Source organism: Streptomyces sp. NPDC051740 (assembly GCF_044453165.1).
Taxonomy (GTDB): domain Bacteria; phylum Actinomycetota; class Actinomycetes; order Streptomycetales; family Streptomycetaceae; genus Streptomyces; species Streptomyces atrovirens.
In genome coordinates this window covers 108,542-126,208 of the sequence record NZ_JBITCL010000022.1, presented here as the reverse complement: position 1 = coordinate 126,208, position 17,667 = coordinate 108,542, and the positions used below count along the sequence as shown (strand labels likewise).

The 17,667-nt window shown below is 70.4% G+C and carries 21 protein-coding genes; 8 read left to right on the top strand and 13 right to left on the bottom strand.

The annotated features are described in order from the left end of the window. The 8 genes from ACIA6T_RS29340 to ACIA6T_RS29305 form a co-directional block, all read right to left on the bottom strand. A partial coding sequence (locus ACIA6T_RS29340; protein WP_399449514.1) for an IS3 family transposase occupies nucleotides 1-689 on the bottom strand: 689 nt, incomplete at its 3' end. Beyond that, the gene (locus tag ACIA6T_RS29335) at nucleotides 686-994 is read right to left on the bottom strand and encodes a transposase (protein WP_399449513.1); all 309 of its coding nucleotides are present in this window, start codon (nucleotides 992-994) and stop codon (nucleotides 686-688) included. The genes ACIA6T_RS29335 and ACIA6T_RS29340, both read right to left, overlap by 4 nt. A gap of 39 nt (nucleotides 995-1,033) precedes the next feature. Next, a complete protein-coding gene (locus ACIA6T_RS29330; protein WP_399449512.1) occupies nucleotides 1,034-1,801 on the bottom strand; it encodes a hypothetical protein in 768 nt (255 codons plus the stop codon). A gap of 20 nt (nucleotides 1,802-1,821) precedes the next feature. After that, nucleotides 1,822-3,639: a polyprenyl diphosphate synthase gene (uppS, locus tag ACIA6T_RS29325; RefSeq protein ID WP_399449518.1), complete on the bottom strand. Its 1,818-nt coding sequence runs from the start codon at nucleotides 3,637-3,639 to the stop codon at nucleotides 1,822-1,824. A gap of 55 nt (nucleotides 3,640-3,694) precedes the next feature. Continuing rightward, entirely contained in the window at nucleotides 3,695-4,519 is an 825-nt protein-coding gene (locus tag ACIA6T_RS29320; protein ID WP_399449511.1) for an ABC transporter permease, read from the bottom strand. Continuing rightward, nucleotides 4,516-5,121 carry an ABC transporter ATP-binding protein gene (locus ACIA6T_RS29315; RefSeq protein ID WP_399449509.1) on the bottom strand — a complete coding sequence of 202 codons (606 nt, stop codon included), beginning with the start codon at nucleotides 5,119-5,121 and terminating at the stop codon, nucleotides 4,516-4,518. The genes ACIA6T_RS29320 and ACIA6T_RS29315 overlap by 4 nt, the downstream gene beginning before the upstream one ends. Nucleotides 5,122-5,214: 93 nt before the next feature. After that, entirely contained in the window at nucleotides 5,215-5,433 is a 219-nt protein-coding gene (locus ACIA6T_RS29310) for a hypothetical protein (RefSeq protein WP_399449508.1), read from the bottom strand. A 150-nt stretch (nucleotides 5,434-5,583) separates the two neighbouring features. Next, complete coding sequence (locus tag ACIA6T_RS29305; protein WP_399449507.1) at nucleotides 5,584-6,981, bottom strand: MFS transporter; 1,398 nt, start codon at nucleotides 6,979-6,981, stop codon at nucleotides 5,584-5,586. Nucleotides 6,982-7,087: 106 nt separating this feature from the next. Here ACIA6T_RS29305 and ACIA6T_RS29300 point away from each other — a divergent pair, with 106 nt between their 5' ends. The 5 genes from ACIA6T_RS29300 to ACIA6T_RS29280 all read left to right on the top strand — a co-directional run bounded on the left by ACIA6T_RS29300 (nucleotide 7,088) and on the right by ACIA6T_RS29280 (nucleotide 10,616). Further along, nucleotides 7,088-7,729: a TetR/AcrR family transcriptional regulator gene (locus tag ACIA6T_RS29300; RefSeq protein WP_399449506.1), complete on the top strand. Its 642-nt coding sequence runs from the start codon at nucleotides 7,088-7,090 to the stop codon at nucleotides 7,727-7,729. An 89-nt stretch (nucleotides 7,730-7,818) separates the two neighbouring features. Continuing rightward, on the top strand, nucleotides 7,819-8,220 hold the full coding sequence (locus ACIA6T_RS29295; protein ID WP_399449505.1) for a DUF6153 family protein: 402 nt from the start codon (nucleotides 7,819-7,821) through the stop codon (nucleotides 8,218-8,220). Nucleotides 8,221-8,341: 121 nt separating this feature from the next. Then, complete coding sequence (locus ACIA6T_RS29290; protein WP_399449504.1) at nucleotides 8,342-8,980, top strand: DUF305 domain-containing protein; 639 nt, start codon at nucleotides 8,342-8,344, stop codon at nucleotides 8,978-8,980. Nucleotides 8,981-9,074: 94 nt separating this feature from the next. Further along, nucleotides 9,075-9,977: a F510_1955 family glycosylhydrolase gene (locus tag ACIA6T_RS29285; protein WP_399449503.1), complete on the top strand. Its 903-nt coding sequence runs from the start codon at nucleotides 9,075-9,077 to the stop codon at nucleotides 9,975-9,977. An 84-nt stretch (nucleotides 9,978-10,061) separates the two neighbouring features. Beyond that, nucleotides 10,062-10,616: a DUF4396 domain-containing protein gene (locus ACIA6T_RS29280; RefSeq protein ID WP_399449502.1), complete on the top strand. Its 555-nt coding sequence runs from the start codon at nucleotides 10,062-10,064 to the stop codon at nucleotides 10,614-10,616. Between the two features lie 83 nt (nucleotides 10,617-10,699). Here ACIA6T_RS29280 and ACIA6T_RS29275 read toward each other — a convergent pair whose 3' ends face one another. The 4 genes from ACIA6T_RS29275 to ACIA6T_RS29260 all read right to left on the bottom strand — a co-directional run bounded on the left by ACIA6T_RS29275 (nucleotide 10,700) and on the right by ACIA6T_RS29260 (nucleotide 12,697). Continuing rightward, the gene (locus ACIA6T_RS29275) at nucleotides 10,700-11,110 is read right to left on the bottom strand and encodes a four-helix bundle copper-binding protein (RefSeq protein ID WP_399449501.1); all 411 of its coding nucleotides are present in this window, start codon (nucleotides 11,108-11,110) and stop codon (nucleotides 10,700-10,702) included. Nucleotides 11,111-11,404: 294 nt separating this feature from the next. Then, the gene (locus tag ACIA6T_RS29270) at nucleotides 11,405-12,142 is read right to left on the bottom strand and encodes a hypothetical protein (RefSeq protein ID WP_399449500.1); all 738 of its coding nucleotides are present in this window, start codon (nucleotides 12,140-12,142) and stop codon (nucleotides 11,405-11,407) included. Between the two features lie 35 nt (nucleotides 12,143-12,177). Further along, nucleotides 12,178-12,390, bottom strand: a complete 213-nt coding sequence (locus ACIA6T_RS29265; protein ID WP_399449499.1) for a DUF2933 domain-containing protein — start codon at nucleotides 12,388-12,390, stop codon at nucleotides 12,178-12,180. A 43-nt stretch (nucleotides 12,391-12,433) separates the two neighbouring features. Beyond that, complete coding sequence (locus ACIA6T_RS29260) at nucleotides 12,434-12,697, bottom strand: SHOCT domain-containing protein (RefSeq protein WP_399449517.1); 264 nt, start codon at nucleotides 12,695-12,697, stop codon at nucleotides 12,434-12,436. Nucleotides 12,698-12,910: 213 nt separating this feature from the next. Here ACIA6T_RS29260 and ACIA6T_RS29255 point away from each other — a divergent pair, with 213 nt between their 5' ends. Then, on the top strand, nucleotides 12,911-15,712 hold the full coding sequence (locus tag ACIA6T_RS29255; protein WP_399449498.1) for a heavy metal translocating P-type ATPase: 2,802 nt from the start codon (nucleotides 12,911-12,913) through the stop codon (nucleotides 15,710-15,712). Next, a complete protein-coding gene (locus tag ACIA6T_RS29250) occupies nucleotides 15,709-15,990 on the top strand; it encodes a metal-sensitive transcriptional regulator (RefSeq protein ID WP_399449497.1) in 282 nt (93 codons plus the stop codon). The genes ACIA6T_RS29255 and ACIA6T_RS29250 overlap by 4 nt, the downstream gene beginning before the upstream one ends. On the opposite strand, the gene ACIA6T_RS29245 is transcribed toward ACIA6T_RS29250, so the two are convergent. After that, nucleotides 15,882-16,820: a helix-turn-helix transcriptional regulator gene (locus ACIA6T_RS29245; protein ID WP_399449495.1), complete on the bottom strand. Its 939-nt coding sequence runs from the start codon at nucleotides 16,818-16,820 to the stop codon at nucleotides 15,882-15,884. The genes ACIA6T_RS29250 and ACIA6T_RS29245 overlap by 109 nt on opposite strands. Nucleotides 16,821-16,913: 93 nt before the next feature. Here ACIA6T_RS29245 and ACIA6T_RS29240 point away from each other — a divergent pair, with 93 nt between their 5' ends. Then, entirely contained in the window at nucleotides 16,914-17,312 is a 399-nt protein-coding gene (locus ACIA6T_RS29240) for a VOC family protein (protein ID WP_399449493.1), read from the top strand. Nucleotides 17,313-17,667 lie beyond the last annotated feature (355 nt).

Sequence of the window (17,667 nt, the reverse complement as noted above, 5' to 3'; positions counted from 1 at the left end):
TCGGCGACCGTCCGGTCAACGACGCCATCCACTCTGCTGGCCTGCCCATCAACACCTCCGAGGACGAGGTGTTGCAACGACCGATTGAATCCGCCTTGGCAGCCGTGGTCGGCGTGGTGAATGAGCTGGCCGGGGGCGGGTTCGCGGCTGGCCAGGGCGTATTCCAGCGAGGTGAGGACCAGGTCGGCGTCTGCGCGGGCGGAGGTTTCCCAGGCCACCACCCGGCGGGAGAACGCGTCGCGGATCGCCGACAACCACAGCGGTCCCTCCAGTGTCGGGATTATGGTCAGGTCGGTGACCCACAGCCGGTTCGGCCCGTTCGCGGTGAAGTCACGTTGCACCAGGTCAGGAGCCAGATCCGCATCCGGGTCCCGGCGGGTGAAACTCTTGCCCCGCCTGGGGCTGATCCCGGCCAGGCCGGCCTGGCGCATGAGCCGTTCGACGCGCTTGCGACCGACGTGAACGCCCTCGCGCTTGAGAACGGCGTGCACGCGCGGTGAGCCGTAGATCCCACCGGACTCGTCGTGGACCTGCCGGATCCTGCTGGTCAGCGCGGCATCCTGGCGGCGGCGTTCGCACGGCTCGGTCTCGGCCTGGCGCCAGCGGTAGTAGGTGGAGGAAGGGATGTGCAGTTCCCGGAGAGTGGGCTCGACCTCCAGGTGAGGGTGCTCGTCGAAGAGCGCCGTCACCTGGACCGGGTCGGGTCGAGCTGTGCCGCGAAAAAAGCCGAGGCCGTCCGCAGGATCTCGTTCGACCGCTTGAGCTGGGTGTTCTCCTTGCGCAGCGCGGCCAGCTCGGCGCGTTCGTCGCTGGTCAGCAGATCGTCACGTTCGCCGGTGTCGGCCTCGGCCTGGCGGATCCAGCCGCGCAGGGCCTCGTGATGGACACCGATCTCCTCGGCCATACGGCGGATCACGGGCTTCGGCTCCGCGGCGCGGTACATCCGCACCGCACGCTCACGCAACTCCAGCGGGTACTTCCTCGGGGCAGGCATCAACAGGGCTCCTCTCTGTGAGTCCCATCTGACCTACTGTCACCGCTTCCCGCATCTCGGGGGAACCTCAAAGACGATTTGGTCGCACAGCACCTCGTTGGTCAGTTCCTCGCTGTCGGATGCCAGCAGGAGTCCCAGGACGTCGTCGTGCGTCGCGCCGGTGCGGCGTCGCCGTGCGATTTCCTCGCGCACCAGGTGGAGGCAGGCTCTCCAAGCCCTGTGTCCTGTGGGCCACCAGGGCAGCATGCCCAGCGCGTAGGCCATCACCGCGGGGCGCACGGTGGACTGGCGGAGCCGGGCGATGGCCTTGGTCCAGGTGTGCACAACGCGGGGGTCGTCGACGCTGAGGCACGCGCTGACGTTGGCTTCGGAGACGGCCGTGTCCAGCATGGGGAGCAGGCGAAACGGCTTTCCCACGGGGCAGGCATGCGCCATGCGCTGTGCCGCGGCGGCGGTGGCAGCCAGGTGGGCGGACAGGTGGTCACCGCGCAACGCGGTGATCATCAGCCGGCTCACCGCACGGTGCTGTTCGCCGCTGAGCTGGTTCAGCATCGCCGTCGCGCCCATGGCGCGACCCAGGAGACGGCCGGTCGTGTTGTGCTCCACTCCGGGGCTGCGCAGCACTTCCTCGATCAGGCCAGGGTCACGGAGCCATACGACTCTGCCACCGGGCAGCCAGTCGGGGACGATCGCGCCGTGCCGGGCGAAGTGGCGTTCCAGGGAGCGGGGGCCCAGCACGAGACGGCCCACCAGGAGTGGCGTGGCGGCGGGGGCGGCCAGTGGCCTGGGCAGTGGCTTGTCGGTCATATGGATGCCAATCCACGAGTTCACGGGACGCGACTGCCGACGGAGGCTCCGTGGCGGCGCTGTCGGCGGGTGTATTCGCCGATGGCCTGCCACAGGTGGCGCCGGTCGGTTTCGGGCCAGTGGTCCGGGGTGAAGTACAGCTCGGCATAAGAGGTGTGCCAGGGCAGGAAGTTCGACATGCGCTGCTCGGCGCCGGTACGCCACAGCAGATCGACATCCGGCATGTCGGGCTGGGGAAGATGCCGCGCGACGTCTTCTTCACTGATCGTGTCAGGATCGAGCTCACCGCTGCGCACCCGCCGGGCCAGGGCGGCAGCGGTACGGGTGATCTCGTCCCGGCCGCCGTAGTTGATGCAGGTGGTCAGCGTCAGGCCCGTGCGGTCACGCGTGCCGCGCTCCCGCAGCCGCATGAGGTCGACCACGTCTTGCGGCAGCCTTTCCGGTCGGCCGTGCCAGCGCATCCGGACGTCAAGGTCCTGGAAGGGGTAGTCCTCCATCTCCTGTCGCACGATGTCGAGAATGGCGCCGATCTCCTCGCCATCGCGCTTCCAGTTCTCGGTGGAAAACGTGTAGAGAGTCAGGTGCCGCAGGCCGATCTCCAGGGCGCCGTAGACCATCTCGCGGGCGGCGGCGCGGCCGGCGCGGTGGCCTTCTTGCCGAGGCAGGCCGCGGTGCTGGGCCCACCGGCCGTTGCCGTCCATGATCACGGCGACGTGGGTGGGCATCCGGTCGACAGGGATCAGTGGTGGCCGCGCACCGCCGGGGTGTGGCGGCGGACGGTCGAACACCGAGCGCCGCACGGGCGGGTTCTGCGCGGGCACGGTGTGGTTCCGGGCGCGGCGTGGAGGTGGAACGGTCACCGGGGTCAGGCTCCAGGCCAGGGCGGACCGTGCCCTGGCCGGGACGAGGAGACGGGCGGTGGTGGCGGACGAGGGCCTGGGCGGGGTGCGCAGGAGGGCGGGACCGGCGGCGCTGACGGCATCGAGCTGTGTGCGCAGCAGTCCGGCCATGGTGTCGAGGACGACGGCGGGGCCGGGGTGCATGCCGTGGGCAAGTGAGGGCTGGGTCACCCATCGGCGGGCAAGCCGCGTCAGGTCAGCGATCAGGGCGGCGGTGGCGGGGCTCCAGCGCCGGTGCGCCAAGTCGTCCGTACACCCCGGGAAACGGTCCAGGAACTGACCGGGCAGGAGAAGGTCCCCTTGGGCGAGGTCGGCGGACAGGTCGGTGAGGATGTCGGTGAGCCGGACCCCGTCGAGAAACTCCTCGTAGACCTCCTGCCTGTCCAGGCGCAGTGCCACCCCCACACCGGCCTTGTCGAAGAGGTCACGGACCTGGTCGAACCAGGGCAGCAGCGTGCCGCGACCCCAGGCGCGCCAGCTGTTCCAGTCGGAGAACCGCTGCCCAAGGCCATCCCGCTGGACCAGCGTCATGGCGCTGTGCAGCCCTGAGGTATCCAGGTGCCATCGCCGGGCAGTGTCCACCAAAGCCCGGCGGACCGGGTCTGTGCTTGATCCGGTCGCCACGTCACGATCCAACGCGGCGATCCATTCTCCGACCCGCTCGGCACGTTGCTCCGCGCCGACCGTGCGGTCGTCGGCGAGATCGTCGATGGCGTTGGCCGCTGCCCACAGCGCCCAGCACGCCGGACGCATCACCGCAGGCACGAGTTGGATCAGGGCGTATTCCGCCGGGTCCTGTCGCCTGGTTTTGGTTCGGCAGAGCCGGTATGCCGCCCGTAGCGCCGGGTCGTCACCGACCGCTTCCCACAGCGACCTCGTCGTGCGGCGGTCGGCCCGCAGGACGGCAGGTCGCCGTGGGCCTGATGAGGTGGAAAACACAATGATCACAACGAGATCCGGGCGACGAGGTTGCGCCGGTGATCAAAAGTGCTGGTCAGTGGTCCGGCAGCGGCTGCCGTTCGGCGGGCCGCGGGCCGCGTCCCCGTGCATGCCGGGTGGAGGACAGGGTGCTGCGGGTGCGCCACTGGAAGGTCAGCAGACCCAGGAGCGCTGCCGCGGCGAACCAGGACAGTTCGACGAGCAGGTACCCGGGGACGGCGGTGCGGGAGTAGGCCGCCGCGGTGGCCGCCTGCATGGCCCCGTAGGAAGGCAGATAGCGTGTGATGGCGCTGTCCGCACTGGAACTGATGACGGGGTTCTGCAGCGCGAGGTCGACGACACTCGTCATCACGATGGCGAACATACCCTCCACTTCTTTGCGCAGCAGGGCACCGAAGCCGATCCCGAGAATGCCGTAGGTCAGCCCGGCGCTGAACAGCGCCCCGGCGAGCAGCAGGGGTTGATGCGGCGCCCAAGCCAGGCAGATGACGCCTGTCGCGTAGGCAGCCACCAGGGCCGACGCGAGGGTGAGGCCGGCCAGCTTCGCCGCGATCAGATGAGGCCGGGGAAAGCCGGCCATGGCGAGGCGCCGGTCGAACATGCCGCCGCTGAAGGTCGCGGCGAACATCAGGAACGCAGTGATCAAGGTGACCGCGTTGAGCGCACCGCTGACCGCGGTGAGCTCGTTGCCGCGGGGCACCAGCAGTTCCCCGGTGGCCCGAAGGCGCAGCTGTACCGGCTTGTCCGGCATCGACACGTACGCCAGTAGCGTCCACAGGGGAAGGAAGACCGCGATGAGCACCGCGGCGAATCGGTTCCGGGTGTGTTCGACCAGCGTGTACCGGGTGGCCGTGACGAGCAGCACCACCTGCTCCCTCATGCGCCTTCCCTCTCCTGCGTGCGGAGGTGGCCGCCGTCCAGGCGCCACAGTGCGTCCAGGCGCTCGGCGTCGTAGGCGAGATGAGAGACGACCAGAACCGAACGCCCCCGCTCGCGCAGCCGGGCGGCAAGATCCCAGAACCGCAGGTAGGTCTCCCAGTCGAAGCCCTGGTAGGGCTCATCCAGCAGCAGCACCTGCGGGTCGTGCATCAACGCGAGTGTCACGTTCAGCTTCTGCCGCGTCCCCCCGCTGAGCACGCCGGCCCGCTCGTCCATGTAGTCGGCGAAGCCGAGCACGTCCATGACCTCCCTCGCGTGGGCGAGGTCGTCGAGACGGAATGCCGCCTGGAAGTACGTCAAATGCTGGCGCACCGTCAATGCGTCGTTGAGCACCACCTGCTGCGGGCAGTAGCCGAAGCGGCCACCGTGACGCACGCTGCCCCGCGTGGGGCGCAACTCCCCGGCGAGGATCTTCAGCAAAGTGGACTTGCCCGTGCCGTTCTCCCCCACCACCCCGGTCAACGAGCCGGTGGGCAAGGTGAAGTCGACACCCCGCAGCACCAGCCTCTTGCCGTACTGATGATGCACATCCACAACTTCCACGCTGCGACACTCCCACGCTGCTTGCCCAGGCGACCGAAGGCTTCAACGAACCCAACCGGCCACAGGCACGCAGCCATACGTTGTCGCCATCTGCTACTGGGAACTGGTCGAGCCGGTTCTGGCGGCCTGGCGATCCGAGCGCCACCGTCGAGCCCCGGCGTTCGGCGTCACCAAGGTCAGGCCGGAGACGGCCATGGCGGTGAGGACGGGGCCGAGGACGAGAACGAACGGGCCGCCGCCGACGAGGGCAGTGCGCTCGTCCTGCTCCACCCCCACGCGCCAGGAGGCTCCCACGGCATGCTGCGCGGCCAAGGCGGGGTACGGCCCCCTGCTGCCAGCCGCATCCCGGACGGCGTTCGGTGACCTCCCGCATGATGCCGGGCTGCGCCCGAACCAGGCGCCTCAACGGATGCGAGATCGAAACGAGCCTCCGGCTGCTCGGGCGGGCGGTGAGCGCAGTGCTTATTCGCTTTTCGACGGGATCAGCCACAGGGCGGTCACGGCGGAGACCGTGGCGATGCCCGCGGCGACGAGGAACGCGTCGTCGAAACCGGCCGCCGAGGTGGTGCCGGTGTGGGCGGCGATGCCGGTGGCTGCGGCGCTCGAGACGGCTGCGGCGCCGACCGAGGCACCGAACTCGTGGAAGGTGCTGACGATTCCGGAAGTCACGCCGGCTTCGTGCGGGGCGACGCTGCCCAGTGCGGTGGCCGAGGCGACCACGAACAGGGCACCCAGACCGGCCGCGGCGATGGACACGCCGGTGACCATGGCGGCGGTGCCGGACCAGAGCACGGGGACGAGGAACCCAGCGGCCGCCACGCCCAGGGCCACCACGGCCGGCACCCGGGCCCCGAGACGGCCGATCACGCGGCCGGCTCCCGTGGCGGCGGCCATGGTCACCAGCGCCACCGGAAGGAACAGCACCCCGGTCATCAGGGCACCGTGGTTCTGGTGGTTCTGGAGGTAGAAGGAGCCGAGGAAGAACACGCCCACCATCAGGGCAGTGGCTACCGCGATGACGAAGATGCCCGCCACCACCGGGCGCCGGCCGAGCAGGCGCAGGTCCATCAGGGGAGCGGAGGTCCGGCGCTGCCAGGCGGCGAAGGCGGCGTAGGCGGCTGCCGCGACGGCGAGCAGGACGAGGGAGGCGGTGCTGAGCCAGCCGTGGTCGCCGGCGCGGATCAACGCATAGATGAGGGCGGCGGTTGCCGCGGCGACCAGGGCGGCGCCCGGCACGTCCAGGGAGCCGGTGGTCGCCCGTGGCAGGTCGGGCAGCATCCGGGCGAGCGCGACGAGGACGATCAGGCCGACGGGGACGTTGACGAAGAAGACCCAGGCCCAGCCCGGTCCGGCCGTGATCAGCCCGCCCAGCAGCACGCCGAGGGCGGCACCGCCGCCGCCGAGCGCCGACCAGATGCCCAGTGCCTTGTTGCGTTCGTCGCCGTCGAACAGCCTCACCACCACCGACAGGGCGGCCGGCGAGAGCATCGCGGCGCCCGCGCCTTGGGCGATCCGTGCGGCCAGCAGCAGGGGGGCGTCGGTGGCGAGCCCGCCGGCCAGGGAGGCGGCGGTGAAGACGGCGAGCCCTGCCAGGACGATGCGCTTGGCGCCGAACAGGTCGGTGGCCCGGCCGCCGAGCAGCATCAGGCTGCCGAAGGTGAGGGCATAGCCGCTGACCACCCAGGTCAGGGCGGCGCGGTCCAGATCTAGTTCGGCACCCATGTGGGGGAGCGCGATGGCGACCACGGTGATGTCGAGGATCAGCATCAGCTGGGCCAGCCCCAGCAGGCCGAGGACCGGCCAGCGCTGCGAGTGGGGTGTTTCCGGCGCATGTGTGCTCGTGGTTTCCGTGTCGCTCATGACACTCACCTCTCCGTAGCTAATCCGTACAGTGCTGTTCAGGTTAGATCCGAGGGTCTCATAAGCCAAACAGTACTGTTCGACTTATTCGGGTAGGGTGGGATGCATGGGCAGTAAAAGCACCGCCAAACGCGCCGACGCCCTGCGGAGCATCGACGCGATCGTCAAGGCCGCGGCCGAGTGCCTGGGGGAGAACCCGGAGGCGAGCCTCAGCGAGATCGCGCGCGCCGCGGGCGTGGGCCGGGTGACGCTGTACGCGCACTTCGCCTCCCGGGCGGAAGTCGTCGATGCGGCGATGAGCCGCGCCGTCGACCGGGGCAATCAAGCGCTGGACGCGGTCGATCTGACCGGGGACCCGCTGCTCGCACTGGCGCGCTACGTCGAGGCCGGCTGGCATCTGGTGGACCAGGCGCGTGCACTGCTGGTCGCCGCCCAGAGGGAACTGTCCCCCGGGCGCATCCGCGAACTGCACAACGGCCCGGCCGCCCGGGTCGAGACGCTGGTCGCCCGCGGCCGTGCCGAGGGGGTCTTCCGCACCGACCTGCCGATCACATGGCTGGTCAACGTCCTGCACTCGGTCATGCACAGCGCCGCCGACGAGATCCGCGCGGGCCGTCTCACCTCCGAGCATGCCGCCGGCCACATCACCGCCACGGTGCTGGCCGCCTTCGCCCCTCCGGGAAAGCCGGTCCCGGAACCCGGCGCGGGCGCGTGGCGCGCGTCAGACGGCAACCACCGGCAGGCGTAACAGCAGGCATGCGCGTCGGGGGAGGGCGAGGTGGTACGGCAACTGGCGGGTGCACCCGCTCGACGCAGAGCTCCCCGTACTATGAGTTCGTGACCGCAAGCACCCGTTCAAGCAGCCGCCCGGCCGGGCGGCTGTTCGTGTTGCTGGTGCTGGCGGTGCTGGCCGGTGTGCTGGGCATGCACGGCCTGGCCCCGGGCGGGGTGCCGACGGCGCAGACAGCGGCGGGCCACGGGATGGTGATGGCCGCGGCGGACGGCGTGCCGCACGCGGACGGGGGATGCGCGCACACGGACGGCGGATCAGGCCATCTCGATCACGCCGACGGAACGTGCGCGGCCACCGGCACCGCTTCGGCATACACGCCGCCGGCGCTGACCGGCACGGTGCTTCACGCGCCCGCCGCCCTTCCCCCCACCATGGCGGCCACCGGCTCGCCCCATGACGGACGAGCCCCGCCCGACCTGTCTGAGCTGCAACTCCTGCGGATATAGAGCGGCCCGCCCGGCACCTCTTGCGCCCCGTGATGACCGGTGGCGGGTGCCGTGCTCTCATACGCCCCATATTCGATCCACCGCGCGCCGTGACCGGCGCGTGCGAAGGAGTTGCACCACCATGAACCGCAAGCGTTCCCTCGTCCGCCGTGCCGCCGCCGTCGCTGCCTCAGGTGTGGCAGCGCTCGTCCTGGCCGCCTGCGGCGGCAACGGCGACGACACCGGCTCGGCCGGACACGGCGGCCACAACGCCGCCGCTTCCCCGTCCGCCTCGGCACCGACCTCGCAAGGACAGCACAACGCGGCCGACGTGGCCTTCGCCAAGGGAATGATTCCCCACCACCGCCAGGCCGTGGAGATGGCCGACCTCGCGCCCGAGCGAGCTGAGTCGGCCGAGGTGAAGAAGCTCGCCGCCGACATCAAGCAGGCCCAGGACCCGGAGATCAAGACCCTGTCCGGCTGGCTCTCCTCCTGGGGCGAGGAGGTTCCCGCCGAGGGCGCCATGGACCACTCCATGCACGGCGGCATGGAGGGCATGATGACGGAGCGGGAGATGACCGAGCTCGAGGGCACCTCGGGCAAGGCGTTCGACACCGCCTTCATGGAGATGATGATCAAGCACCACGAGGGTGCGGTCGAGATGGCGAAGACCGAGCAGGCCGACGGCGTCCACGCCCCGGCCCGGGGAATGGCCGCGGACATCATCGCCTCGCAGAGCGCGGAGATCGAGCAGATGAACAAGCTGCTCGGCAAGGACTGATCCCCACCACGCGAGTGTGGGGCGGGCACCGCTCGGTGCCCGCCCCACACCGGCATGCCCGCCTGCCGTCCTCCTCCTGCCTGGACTTCACACCATGACTCGCATACCGCGGCGCCGCCCGCGTGCCCTGATCCTGCTCGCCGCGGTCGGCCTGCTGCCGGCCGCCTGCTCCGCCACCGACATCACGGCCGGGACCGGCCAGGACGGCACAGTCCCTGACCCGGGGACCGGCCACCTGCACGGCCTGGGCGTCGACCCGGCCGACGGCGCCGTCTACGCCGCCGGCCACCACGGCGTCTTCCGCCTGGACGGCGGCGAAGCGCCCCGGGTGGCCGGCCGCTACCAGGACACCATGGGCTTCACCGTCACCGGGCCCTCCACATTCCTGGCCGGCGGCCACCCCGCCCCGGCCGACCCCGATGCCCGCTCACCGCACCTGGGGCTGATCCGCAGCACGGACGCGGGCCGGACCTGGCAGACGCTCTCCGCCGAGGGCGAGGCCGACTTCCACTCCCTCGTACAAGCCGGGGATGTGCTCTACGGGTTCGACAGCCAAAGCGGCAGGGTATGGGCCAGCACCGACGACGGCCGCAGCTGGGACAGGCGCGCAAAGGCCGAAGCGTTCGACCTGGCCTCCCACCCCGGCAGCACCAAAACCGTGTGGGCCGCCACCGGCACGGGCCTTCAGCGCAGCACCGACGGCGGACGCACCTTCCGTCCCGTCCCTTCCGCGCCCGCCGTGGTCGCGGTGGAGGAGCCGCAACCCGGCCGGCTCGTTGCGCTCACGGCCGACGGCCGCACACTCACCGCCGAAGGTGGCCGGCGGTGGACGCAGGCGGGCCGCCTGCCCGGGGGCGGTGAGGCCATCGTGCTGACCGCGGTGAGCGCCCGGCGGCTGCTGGCCGCGGACAGTACCGACGCCGTCTACGAGTCCGCCGACGGCGGCCGTACCTGGAAGGTCCTCCACCGTCCGGCGATCGGTCAGGAACACCCCTAGTTATATACCCCCTGGGGGTATATGGTTCCGGGTGTGGGGCCGCCACCGGCCCATGTGGGGAAGTCGAACAGGGGATGACAGGTCATGGACCACAGCACGCACCGCACCGGTACCGCGCACGGCCGCACCGCCCCTGAAGGCGGCCACGGCCACCATGGCCATCAGGAACACGCCGGCCACTCGGCACACGGTGGCCACGGCGAGGGCGCGTCCTGGCCGACGGCGGTGAAGGCGACGCTGCACTGCCTGACCGGGTGCGCCATCGGTGAAATCCTCGGCATGGTCATCGGCACTGCCCTGATGTGGGGCAACGTGCCCACCATGATCCTGGCGATCACCCTGGCCTTCGTCTTCGGTTACTCCTTCACCCTCTTCGCCGTGGTGCGCGCCGGGGTGTCCCTGAAGGCCGCCGTCAAGGTGGCGCTGGCCGCCGACACGGTCTCCATCGCGGTGATGGAACTGGTGGACAACGCGATCATCGCGCTGACCCCGGGAGCGATGGACGCGCATCTGTCGGACGGACTGTTCTGGTCGGCGCTGCTCGGCGGCTTCGCCGTCGCCTTCGTGATCACCACGCCGGTCAACAAGTGGATGATCGGCCGCGGCAAGGGCCACGCCGTCGTCCACGCCCACCACTGACGCACTCGCCGCCAGCACACACGCGGGCCGGGCGGTTCCCTCGACAACCAGAGGGAACCGCCCGGCCCGCGCGGTTGCGTCCCTCAGCCCAGGGAGGCGAGCAGGCCGTTGCACGCCTGCTCGCAGCGCCGGCAGGCCTCGGCGCAGATGCGGCAGTGCTCGTGCATGTCCGCGTGGGCGGCGCACTCGTCCGCGCACGCCTTGCAGACGGTGGCGCAGGCCTGAAGCACCGCCCGGGTGATGTTGGCGTCGTAGCCGGTGTGCCGGGACAGAACGGCCGCGGTCGCCGTACAGACATCGGCGCAGTCCATGTCCGTGCGGATGCACTTGGTCAGCTCGCCGACCATGCCCTCCGACAGGCACGCGTCCGCGCACGCGGTACACGCCTGCGCGCAGGCCAGGCATTCCTCGATGCACCGGGCCATGGCCTCCCGGTCCACGCCGCCCAGGTCGGCCGGGTAGGTGCGGAGCATGTCGTTGACGGAAGTGGTCACAGGGTCGCTCCTGTTCTGCCGCGGGGCAGGGTGTGAGAACACCCGCCGGTGGATGCCCCTCGGGTATCACCGCGCCAAGCGCCGCAAACAGCTCCCGCTCCAGGACCTCCCACCTACGGCCTCAGTGATTCGAGGAATTCCGTCGGCGCTGACGGCAAGGCTGCGGTCGGAGCTTGTTCCCGGATGCCGCGGGAGTTGCGGCGGCCGACGCAGGAGGTACGAAGGGGTTGTGAGATGCCCTGACACGAGGCGCTCTCACCGGTGGTGCGTGAGCTAGCCGTATCGCCGTTTGCTTCACCGGCTCGCTCGAGAGGACGTGGGGTCGTGTGCCCAACGCTGCCGGGGCCATCTGAGAACGGTGGCGGTGCGGCGGAAGAGGACGGCTGCGGCGAGGGTGAGGCCGGTCAGCCAGGCGAGGGCGATGAGCGGGGGGCCGGTTCCGTCGAAAGCGGGGGTGAGGGCTGCGTCGATGAGAACGCGGGTGGCGCCATAGCCGGGCAGGGCGTGCGCCCAGCCGGGTGGGTCGGGGCGGAGCATGGGGCTTTGCTCGAGGCCCAGGTCGATGAAGGGCACCAGGAAGGCGATGAGCACTCCGCCGACACGGCCGAACAGCGGGCCGAGCATGACGCCGATGAGGCCGCAGGCGAGGGCGATCAGGACGCTCGCGGCGATGTAGAGGCCCCATTGGCGGGCGCCGAAGACGGCGGCGGTCACCACGAGGGAGGCGGCGGTGGCCAGCAGCGCACCGAGGGCCACCACGGTCAGGCGGGAGGCGAGCAGGGCGGCGGGGCGGAACCCGGCGAGGGACAGGCGCTGGTCACCCGCGCGGGCATTCAGGACGGTGAACAGCCCGGCGAGCGTGACCAGGGATGCGATAGCGATCGGTGCCATGGTGCCGCCGTGGATGTCGGGCAGCCACGCCTGCTGAAGGAGGGTACGGCCGCCCTCGCGTACGGTCAGCGATGTGGATTTCTCTGGGGTGGTGGCCACGGTGAGGAGGATGAAGACCACGGGCACCGCGATGAGCAACATCCACAGCACCCGGTTGCGGCTGGCCTCCCGCAGTACTACTGGTGGCGCTTGTGCAGCAGGTCGTCGTCCCGCTCGTCGCGGCTGTGACCGCCGTGCATGCCCTTCACCATGAAGAACATCATCGGCGGGCAGGCGGCCACGAGGACGAGCCAGATGAGGCTCTCCAACGAGGCGCCGACAATCAGGGCTCCGACGACGACAATCGCGGCGGCAAGCGCGTACATGCCGTAGTTGCGCTGGTTCCTCACGAGCCTCCTTCAGCGGAGGTGCCGTAGCCGGTGCGGCCGGCTTTCAGGGTTTGGCGAGAGGGCCGGCGCGCAGGGCGTTCAGGCGGCGCCGGTACTCCTCTTCGCCGATCTCCCCGCGGGCGAACCGGTCCCCGAGGACTTGCTCGGGTGTCTGCGGCGCGGCGGGGGTGCGGGTGTGTTCGTGAGGCCGGTTCACAGCGCGGAAGAGCAGCACGCCCACTGTGATGATCAACGCCCAGAACAGGATCATGCTGGCGGACATCGCGAACCAGCCCCATCCGCTGACGTCGTGGCCGTACCAGAACATCGCCATTCACCTGCTTCGGATCGTTCGGCGATCGGGTGCGGGCCCGAAGACCCGGCGCCCTTGGGGATCCTGTGTCCTCATATGCATCGTCCCTCCGCCGGGGGCGGCGCGCGGGGGCCGGATGGCCCCGACCGGGTGGGCCGTTCAGCCCCTACCAGGTAGGAGTAGCCGGGCGGAGGCTGGAAGCAGCGAGCCGGAGGGAGGCGGACCGCCGTGGGTGCCATCGACGTCGTCGTTGTCATCGCTGCCGCAGGTCTGATCGCCGCGCTGTGCTGGTTCTTTTTCGGCCCTCGCCGTGCGGGTGCCGCCCGGGTGGAAGGCGGAGTGCAGCGAGTGGAGATCACGGTGCGGGGCGGCTACAGTCCCAGCCTGGTCAAGGTCCGCCAGGGCACGCCCGTGGAGCTGGTCTTCGACCGGCAGGAATCCGGGGAGTGCACCTCCCGGGTGGTCTTCCCCGAGCTCAAGGTCGGCGCCGGACTGCCTGCCCACACGCGTACCGCCGTGCGGCTGACTCCGGACCGGGCGGGGTCCTTCGGCTTCGCCTGCGGCATGAACATGATCCACGGAACACTGCTGGTCGAACCCGCCGACGGCCCCCCGGCAGCCCTTCCGACCTCACGCGACGGCCATGACACCGACGCTGCGCACCCAGCTTCGGCGGGCGGCGAGGAAACGGAGGCCGCCGATGCGGAGGCCGCGGATGCCGCCGAGCGGCAGACGGAGATCAAGGATCTGACCCGCAGGGTGGCCGTGGGTGCGGTGCTCACCGCCCCGGTGCTGTTCGCCGTGATGGCGCACGAGCTCTTCGGCGCCGACTGGGTGCCGGGCTGGATGCTGAACCACTGGCTGCAGCTGGCGCTGATCACGCCGGTGATGTTCTACACGGGCCGGCCGATCCATGTGACGGGCTGGCTGACCCTGCGCCACCGCGCCGCCGACATGAACAGCCTCATCACTCTCGGCACCACTGCCGCGTACGGCTACAGCCTGCTGGTCACCCTCGCCCCCTCCCTGCTGCCGGAAGACGTGCGCGAGGTCTACTACGAAGCCGTCGGCGTCATCCTCACCCTCATCCTCCTCGGGCGACTGCTGGAGGCCCGCGCGAAGGCCGGCACCGGCGAGGCCATCCGCGCCCTGATGGGCCTGCAGGCCCACACCGCCCGCGTCGTGCGCGACGGAACCGAGACCGAGATTCCCGTCGAGGACGTGGCCGTCGGCGACGAGGTGGTCATCCGGCCCGGCGAGAAGATCCCCGTCGACGCCGAGGTCCTCTCCGGTTCCTCCGCGGTGGACGAGTCCATGGTGACCGGCGAGCCCATTCCGGTCACCAAGCACACCGGCGACATCGTCATCGGGGCCACCGTCAACGGCACCGGGTCCCTGCGCGTGAGGGCGGCCAAGGTCGGCGCCGACACCATGCTGGCCCAGATCATCCGGCTCGTGCAGCAGGCCCAGGCGTCCAAGGCTCCCATCCAGCGGCTCGCCGACGCGGTTTCGGCGTACTTCGTGCCCGCAGTGATCGCCATCGCGATCGGCACCTTCGCGGTCTGGTTCACCACCGGTCCCTCGCCCGCGCTGACCCTCGCCCTGGTCTCCGCGGTCGCGGTCCTGATCATCGCCTGCCCGTGCGCGCTGGGGCTTGCCACTCCGCTGTCGGTGATGGTGGGCACCGGCAAAGGCGCCCAGGCCGGCATCCTGATCCGCTCCGCCGAGGCCCTGGAGACCGCGCACAAGCTGGACACCGTGGTGCTGGACAAGACCGGCACCGTCACCGAGGGCAAACCCGTCCTGACCGATGTCCACCCGGCCGACGGTGTCGAGGAAAGCGACCTGCTGCGTCTGGTGGCGGCGGCTGAGGCAGACAGCGAGCATCCGCTGGCACAGGCCATCGTCACCGGCGCCCGTGACCGCGGCCTGCCATGGCCGGCCGCGACCGGCTTCGACTCGGTCACCGGCAAAGGTGTCCAGGCCACCGTGGACGGGCGTGCCGTCCTGGTCGGTACCGCCCGGCTGCTGGGAGCCGTCGGCATCGACACCACCCTGCCGGCGTCCGTCGCCTCCGCCTTGTCGGCCCAGGGCAAGACGCCTGTCCTGGCCGCCATCGACGGGCGGCCCGCCGGGGTGCTCGCAGTCGCCGACACCATCAAGGACGACTCCGCCGCCGCCATCACCACCCTGCAGCGCATGGGCGTCGATGTCGTGATGCTCACCGGCGACAACGCCCGCACCGCCGCCGCCATCGCCGCCCAGGTGGGCATCACCCGAGTGCTGGCCGAGGTGCTGCCCGAGCACAAGGCCGACGAGATCCGCCGCCTGCAGGGCGAGGGCCGCACCGTCGGCATGGTCGGCGACGGCATCAACGACGCCCCCGCCCTGGCCGCCGCCGACGTCGGCCTGGCCATCGGCACCGGCACCGACGTGGCCATCGAGGCCGCCGACATCACCCTCATCTCCGGCTCCCTCAGCGGGGTCGTTACCGCCATCCGACTGTCCCGGGCGACGATGCGCAACATCCGGCAGAACCTGTTCTTCGCCCTGATCTACAACGCCGTCGGTATCCCGCTCGCCGCCGGCGCCCTCTACCCGCTGTGGGGCATCCGGCTCAGCCCGATCATCGCCGCCGCCGCGATGGCCCTGTCCTCCCTGTCCGTCGTCACCAACTCCTCCCGCCTGCGCCGCTGGCACACCAGCCCGCTGCCACCCGCCACACCTCGAGTGGAGTCCGCGGCCAACCGCGTCACGGCCCAGCCCGCTGCTGCCGACGTCGAAGGACAGCCCCACCACTCGCCCGGGTCCGGCACCGGCCACGAGCACCCGCCAGGCGGGGAAGCGATGGCCGTGGACCCGGTGTGCGGGATGCATCTGGACCCGGCAACCGCCGCCGAGCGACGCGACACTGCATCGGGCAGCTACTTCTTCTGCTCCACGCCCTGCGCGGCCGCATTCGAGGCCGACCCGGGCCGATACCCCACACCGGCAGCAGGCGGAACACGCGAGGGAGGACACAACCGATGACCACCATCCCCGCCCACACCCCCATCGCGGATCCGACAGCGAACACCGTCACGCGCGGCTACGCCGACCACAAGGACGACCACCTGTCCCGGCTGCACAAGGTCGAGGGCCAGGTACGAGGTGTCACCCGCATGGTGAACCAGGACCGGTACCGCATCGACATCCTCACTCAGGTCAGCGCCGTCACCCACGCCCTGCAAGAAGTCGCCCTCGGCCTGCTCGACGACCACATCCGGCACTGCGTCCACGACACGGTGAGCGCCGATAACTGGCCCTGACAAATCCCGAGGAACGGGGGAACCTCAGACTTGCACTCCTCCAGGCTCGCGACGCTGGCCGGAAGGCGGGTGCGGATCTGCTCAACTGTCCCGTGGATCCGCAAGGTCACCTCATACTGGTACTCGGCCGTGGCGAACCCCGACAACACGCGCTGTGCCGGACCGGGGCCCACGGGCGCTTCGAATGAACCGGGCAGGGTCCGCGCGTCCGCGATGCGATCGAGCCGGAAGGTCCGGTCCTCGCTGATCCGGGCGTCCTTGCCCGTGACGTACCACCGGCCCGCATGGGCGACGACCCCGTACGTGTGCAGCGTGCGTTCGCTGCGCCGTCCGTCACGGTCGGTATAGCGGATCGAGACCGGTCGGTGGTGGCGCACCGCATCGGCGATCGTGAGCAGGACCCCGGCGTCCGGGGTGTCGAACTCGCCGGGCTGATCCGTGAAGGCGAGAGCGTCCAGGAGTGTGTCGAGCCGACGGGCGAGGTGCTTGGGCAGCACCCGTCGGATCTTCGCCGATGCCGTCTCGCTTGCCGTGTGCTGCGTCGTCGTCAGCCCTGTTCGGCGGCCGGCGACCAGGCCGAGCAGCACGGCCAGCGCCTCGTCGTCGCTGAGCATGAGCGGAGGCAAGCGGTACCCGGGGCCAAGCCGGTACCCGCCGTAGCGGCCGCGCACCGATTCCACGGGCACGTCCAGGTCGATCAGCTGGTCCACGTACCGCCGCACGGTGCGCCCTTCGACGCCGAGCCGGTCGGCCAGTTCTGCCACCGTCCGGGTGCCGCCCGACTGCAGCAGCTCCAGGAGTGTCAGCACGCGGGCGGTGGGTCGAGGCATGTCCGCAGCCTAACGTGAATACAGGACCGATTCTGTCCACTATTTCTCCTAGCCTGCGCGGTGCACGCCCCCAGCACAGCCAAGGAGATCCCCATGGACTTCGTCTCGATCCGCATCATCACCAGCGACGTAGCGCGCCTCGTCGACTTCTACGAGCGAGCCACAGGGACGCGGGCGACGTGGGCCACCGAAGACTTCGCCGAACTCAGGACCGCGGGCGCCACCCTCGCGATCGCCGGCACCCGCACCGTCCCGCTGTTCGCCCCGGGCTCCGCCCGCCCGGCGGACAACCACAGCGTGATCACCGAGTTCCTCGTCGACGACGTGGACCGCGTCCACCGGAACCTGACCGGCTTCGTCACCGACTTCGTCAACGGGCCCGTCACGATGCCCTGGGGCAACCGGTCGCTGCTGTTCCGTGACCCCGACGGCAACCTCGTCAACTTCTTCACCCCCGTCACCCCGGCGGCCGTCGAAAAGTTCTCACGCTGACGCCACGCACGGCCGCTCACGCGGGAGCCCTAAGATCCCAGGGCTCCCGGTGAACGCGTCCGCCGAGTCCAGGAGCGCCACCAGCAGGGCATGTCGGAACGCACCACTGACCCCCGGAGGACGTCTGCGCGGATCCACCGTCCTGGTCTGCGCAGTGTCTGCGCATGGCGTTGACCTGCTGTGGTGGGGGCTGTGGTCGGGTCTGCGTAACGCCTGGCCACGATCCCGACCACGGCCCTGACCATGGTGGTGGTCGGGGGTGGCGGGTGTGCATCCAGCCGACCCGCTGGTCGGGGTGGGCGACGGGCCGTCATGCGGACGCGGTGGGGCCGTGCTGGAGCAGGCAGGTCAATGG

Excerpts from the sequence above, each read along its gene's own strand:
- ACIA6T_RS29335 (WP_399449513.1), bottom strand. The coding sequence starts at position 994 with ATGCCTGCCCCGAGGAAGTACCCGCTGGAGTTGCGTGAGCGTGCGGTG.
- ACIA6T_RS29330 (WP_399449512.1), bottom strand. The coding sequence starts at position 1,801 with ATGACCGACAAGCCACTGCCCAGGCCACTGGCCGCCCCCGCCGCCACG.
- ACIA6T_RS29320 (WP_399449511.1), bottom strand. The coding sequence starts at position 4,519 with ATGAGGGAGCAGGTGGTGCTGCTCGTCACGGCCACCCGGTACACGCTG.
- ACIA6T_RS29305 (WP_399449507.1), bottom strand. The coding sequence starts at position 6,981 with ATGAGCGACACGGAAACCACGAGCACACATGCGCCGGAAACACCCCAC.
- ACIA6T_RS29300 (WP_399449506.1), top strand. The coding sequence starts at position 7,088 with ATGGGCAGTAAAAGCACCGCCAAACGCGCCGACGCCCTGCGGAGCATC.
- ACIA6T_RS29290 (WP_399449504.1), top strand. The coding sequence starts at position 8,342 with ATGAACCGCAAGCGTTCCCTCGTCCGCCGTGCCGCCGCCGTCGCTGCC.
- ACIA6T_RS29285 (WP_399449503.1), top strand. The coding sequence starts at position 9,075 with ATGACTCGCATACCGCGGCGCCGCCCGCGTGCCCTGATCCTGCTCGCC.
- ACIA6T_RS29280 (WP_399449502.1), top strand. The coding sequence starts at position 10,062 with ATGGACCACAGCACGCACCGCACCGGTACCGCGCACGGCCGCACCGCC.
- ACIA6T_RS29270 (WP_399449500.1), bottom strand. The coding sequence starts at position 12,142 with ATGTTGCTCATCGCGGTGCCCGTGGTCTTCATCCTCCTCACCGTGGCC.
- ACIA6T_RS29260 (WP_399449517.1), bottom strand. The coding sequence starts at position 12,697 with ATGTTCTGGTACGGCCACGACGTCAGCGGATGGGGCTGGTTCGCGATG.
- ACIA6T_RS29250 (WP_399449497.1), top strand. The coding sequence starts at position 15,709 with ATGACCACCATCCCCGCCCACACCCCCATCGCGGATCCGACAGCGAAC.
- ACIA6T_RS29245 (WP_399449495.1), bottom strand. The coding sequence starts at position 16,820 with ATGCCTCGACCCACCGCCCGCGTGCTGACACTCCTGGAGCTGCTGCAG.
- ACIA6T_RS29240 (WP_399449493.1), top strand. The coding sequence starts at position 16,914 with ATGGACTTCGTCTCGATCCGCATCATCACCAGCGACGTAGCGCGCCTC.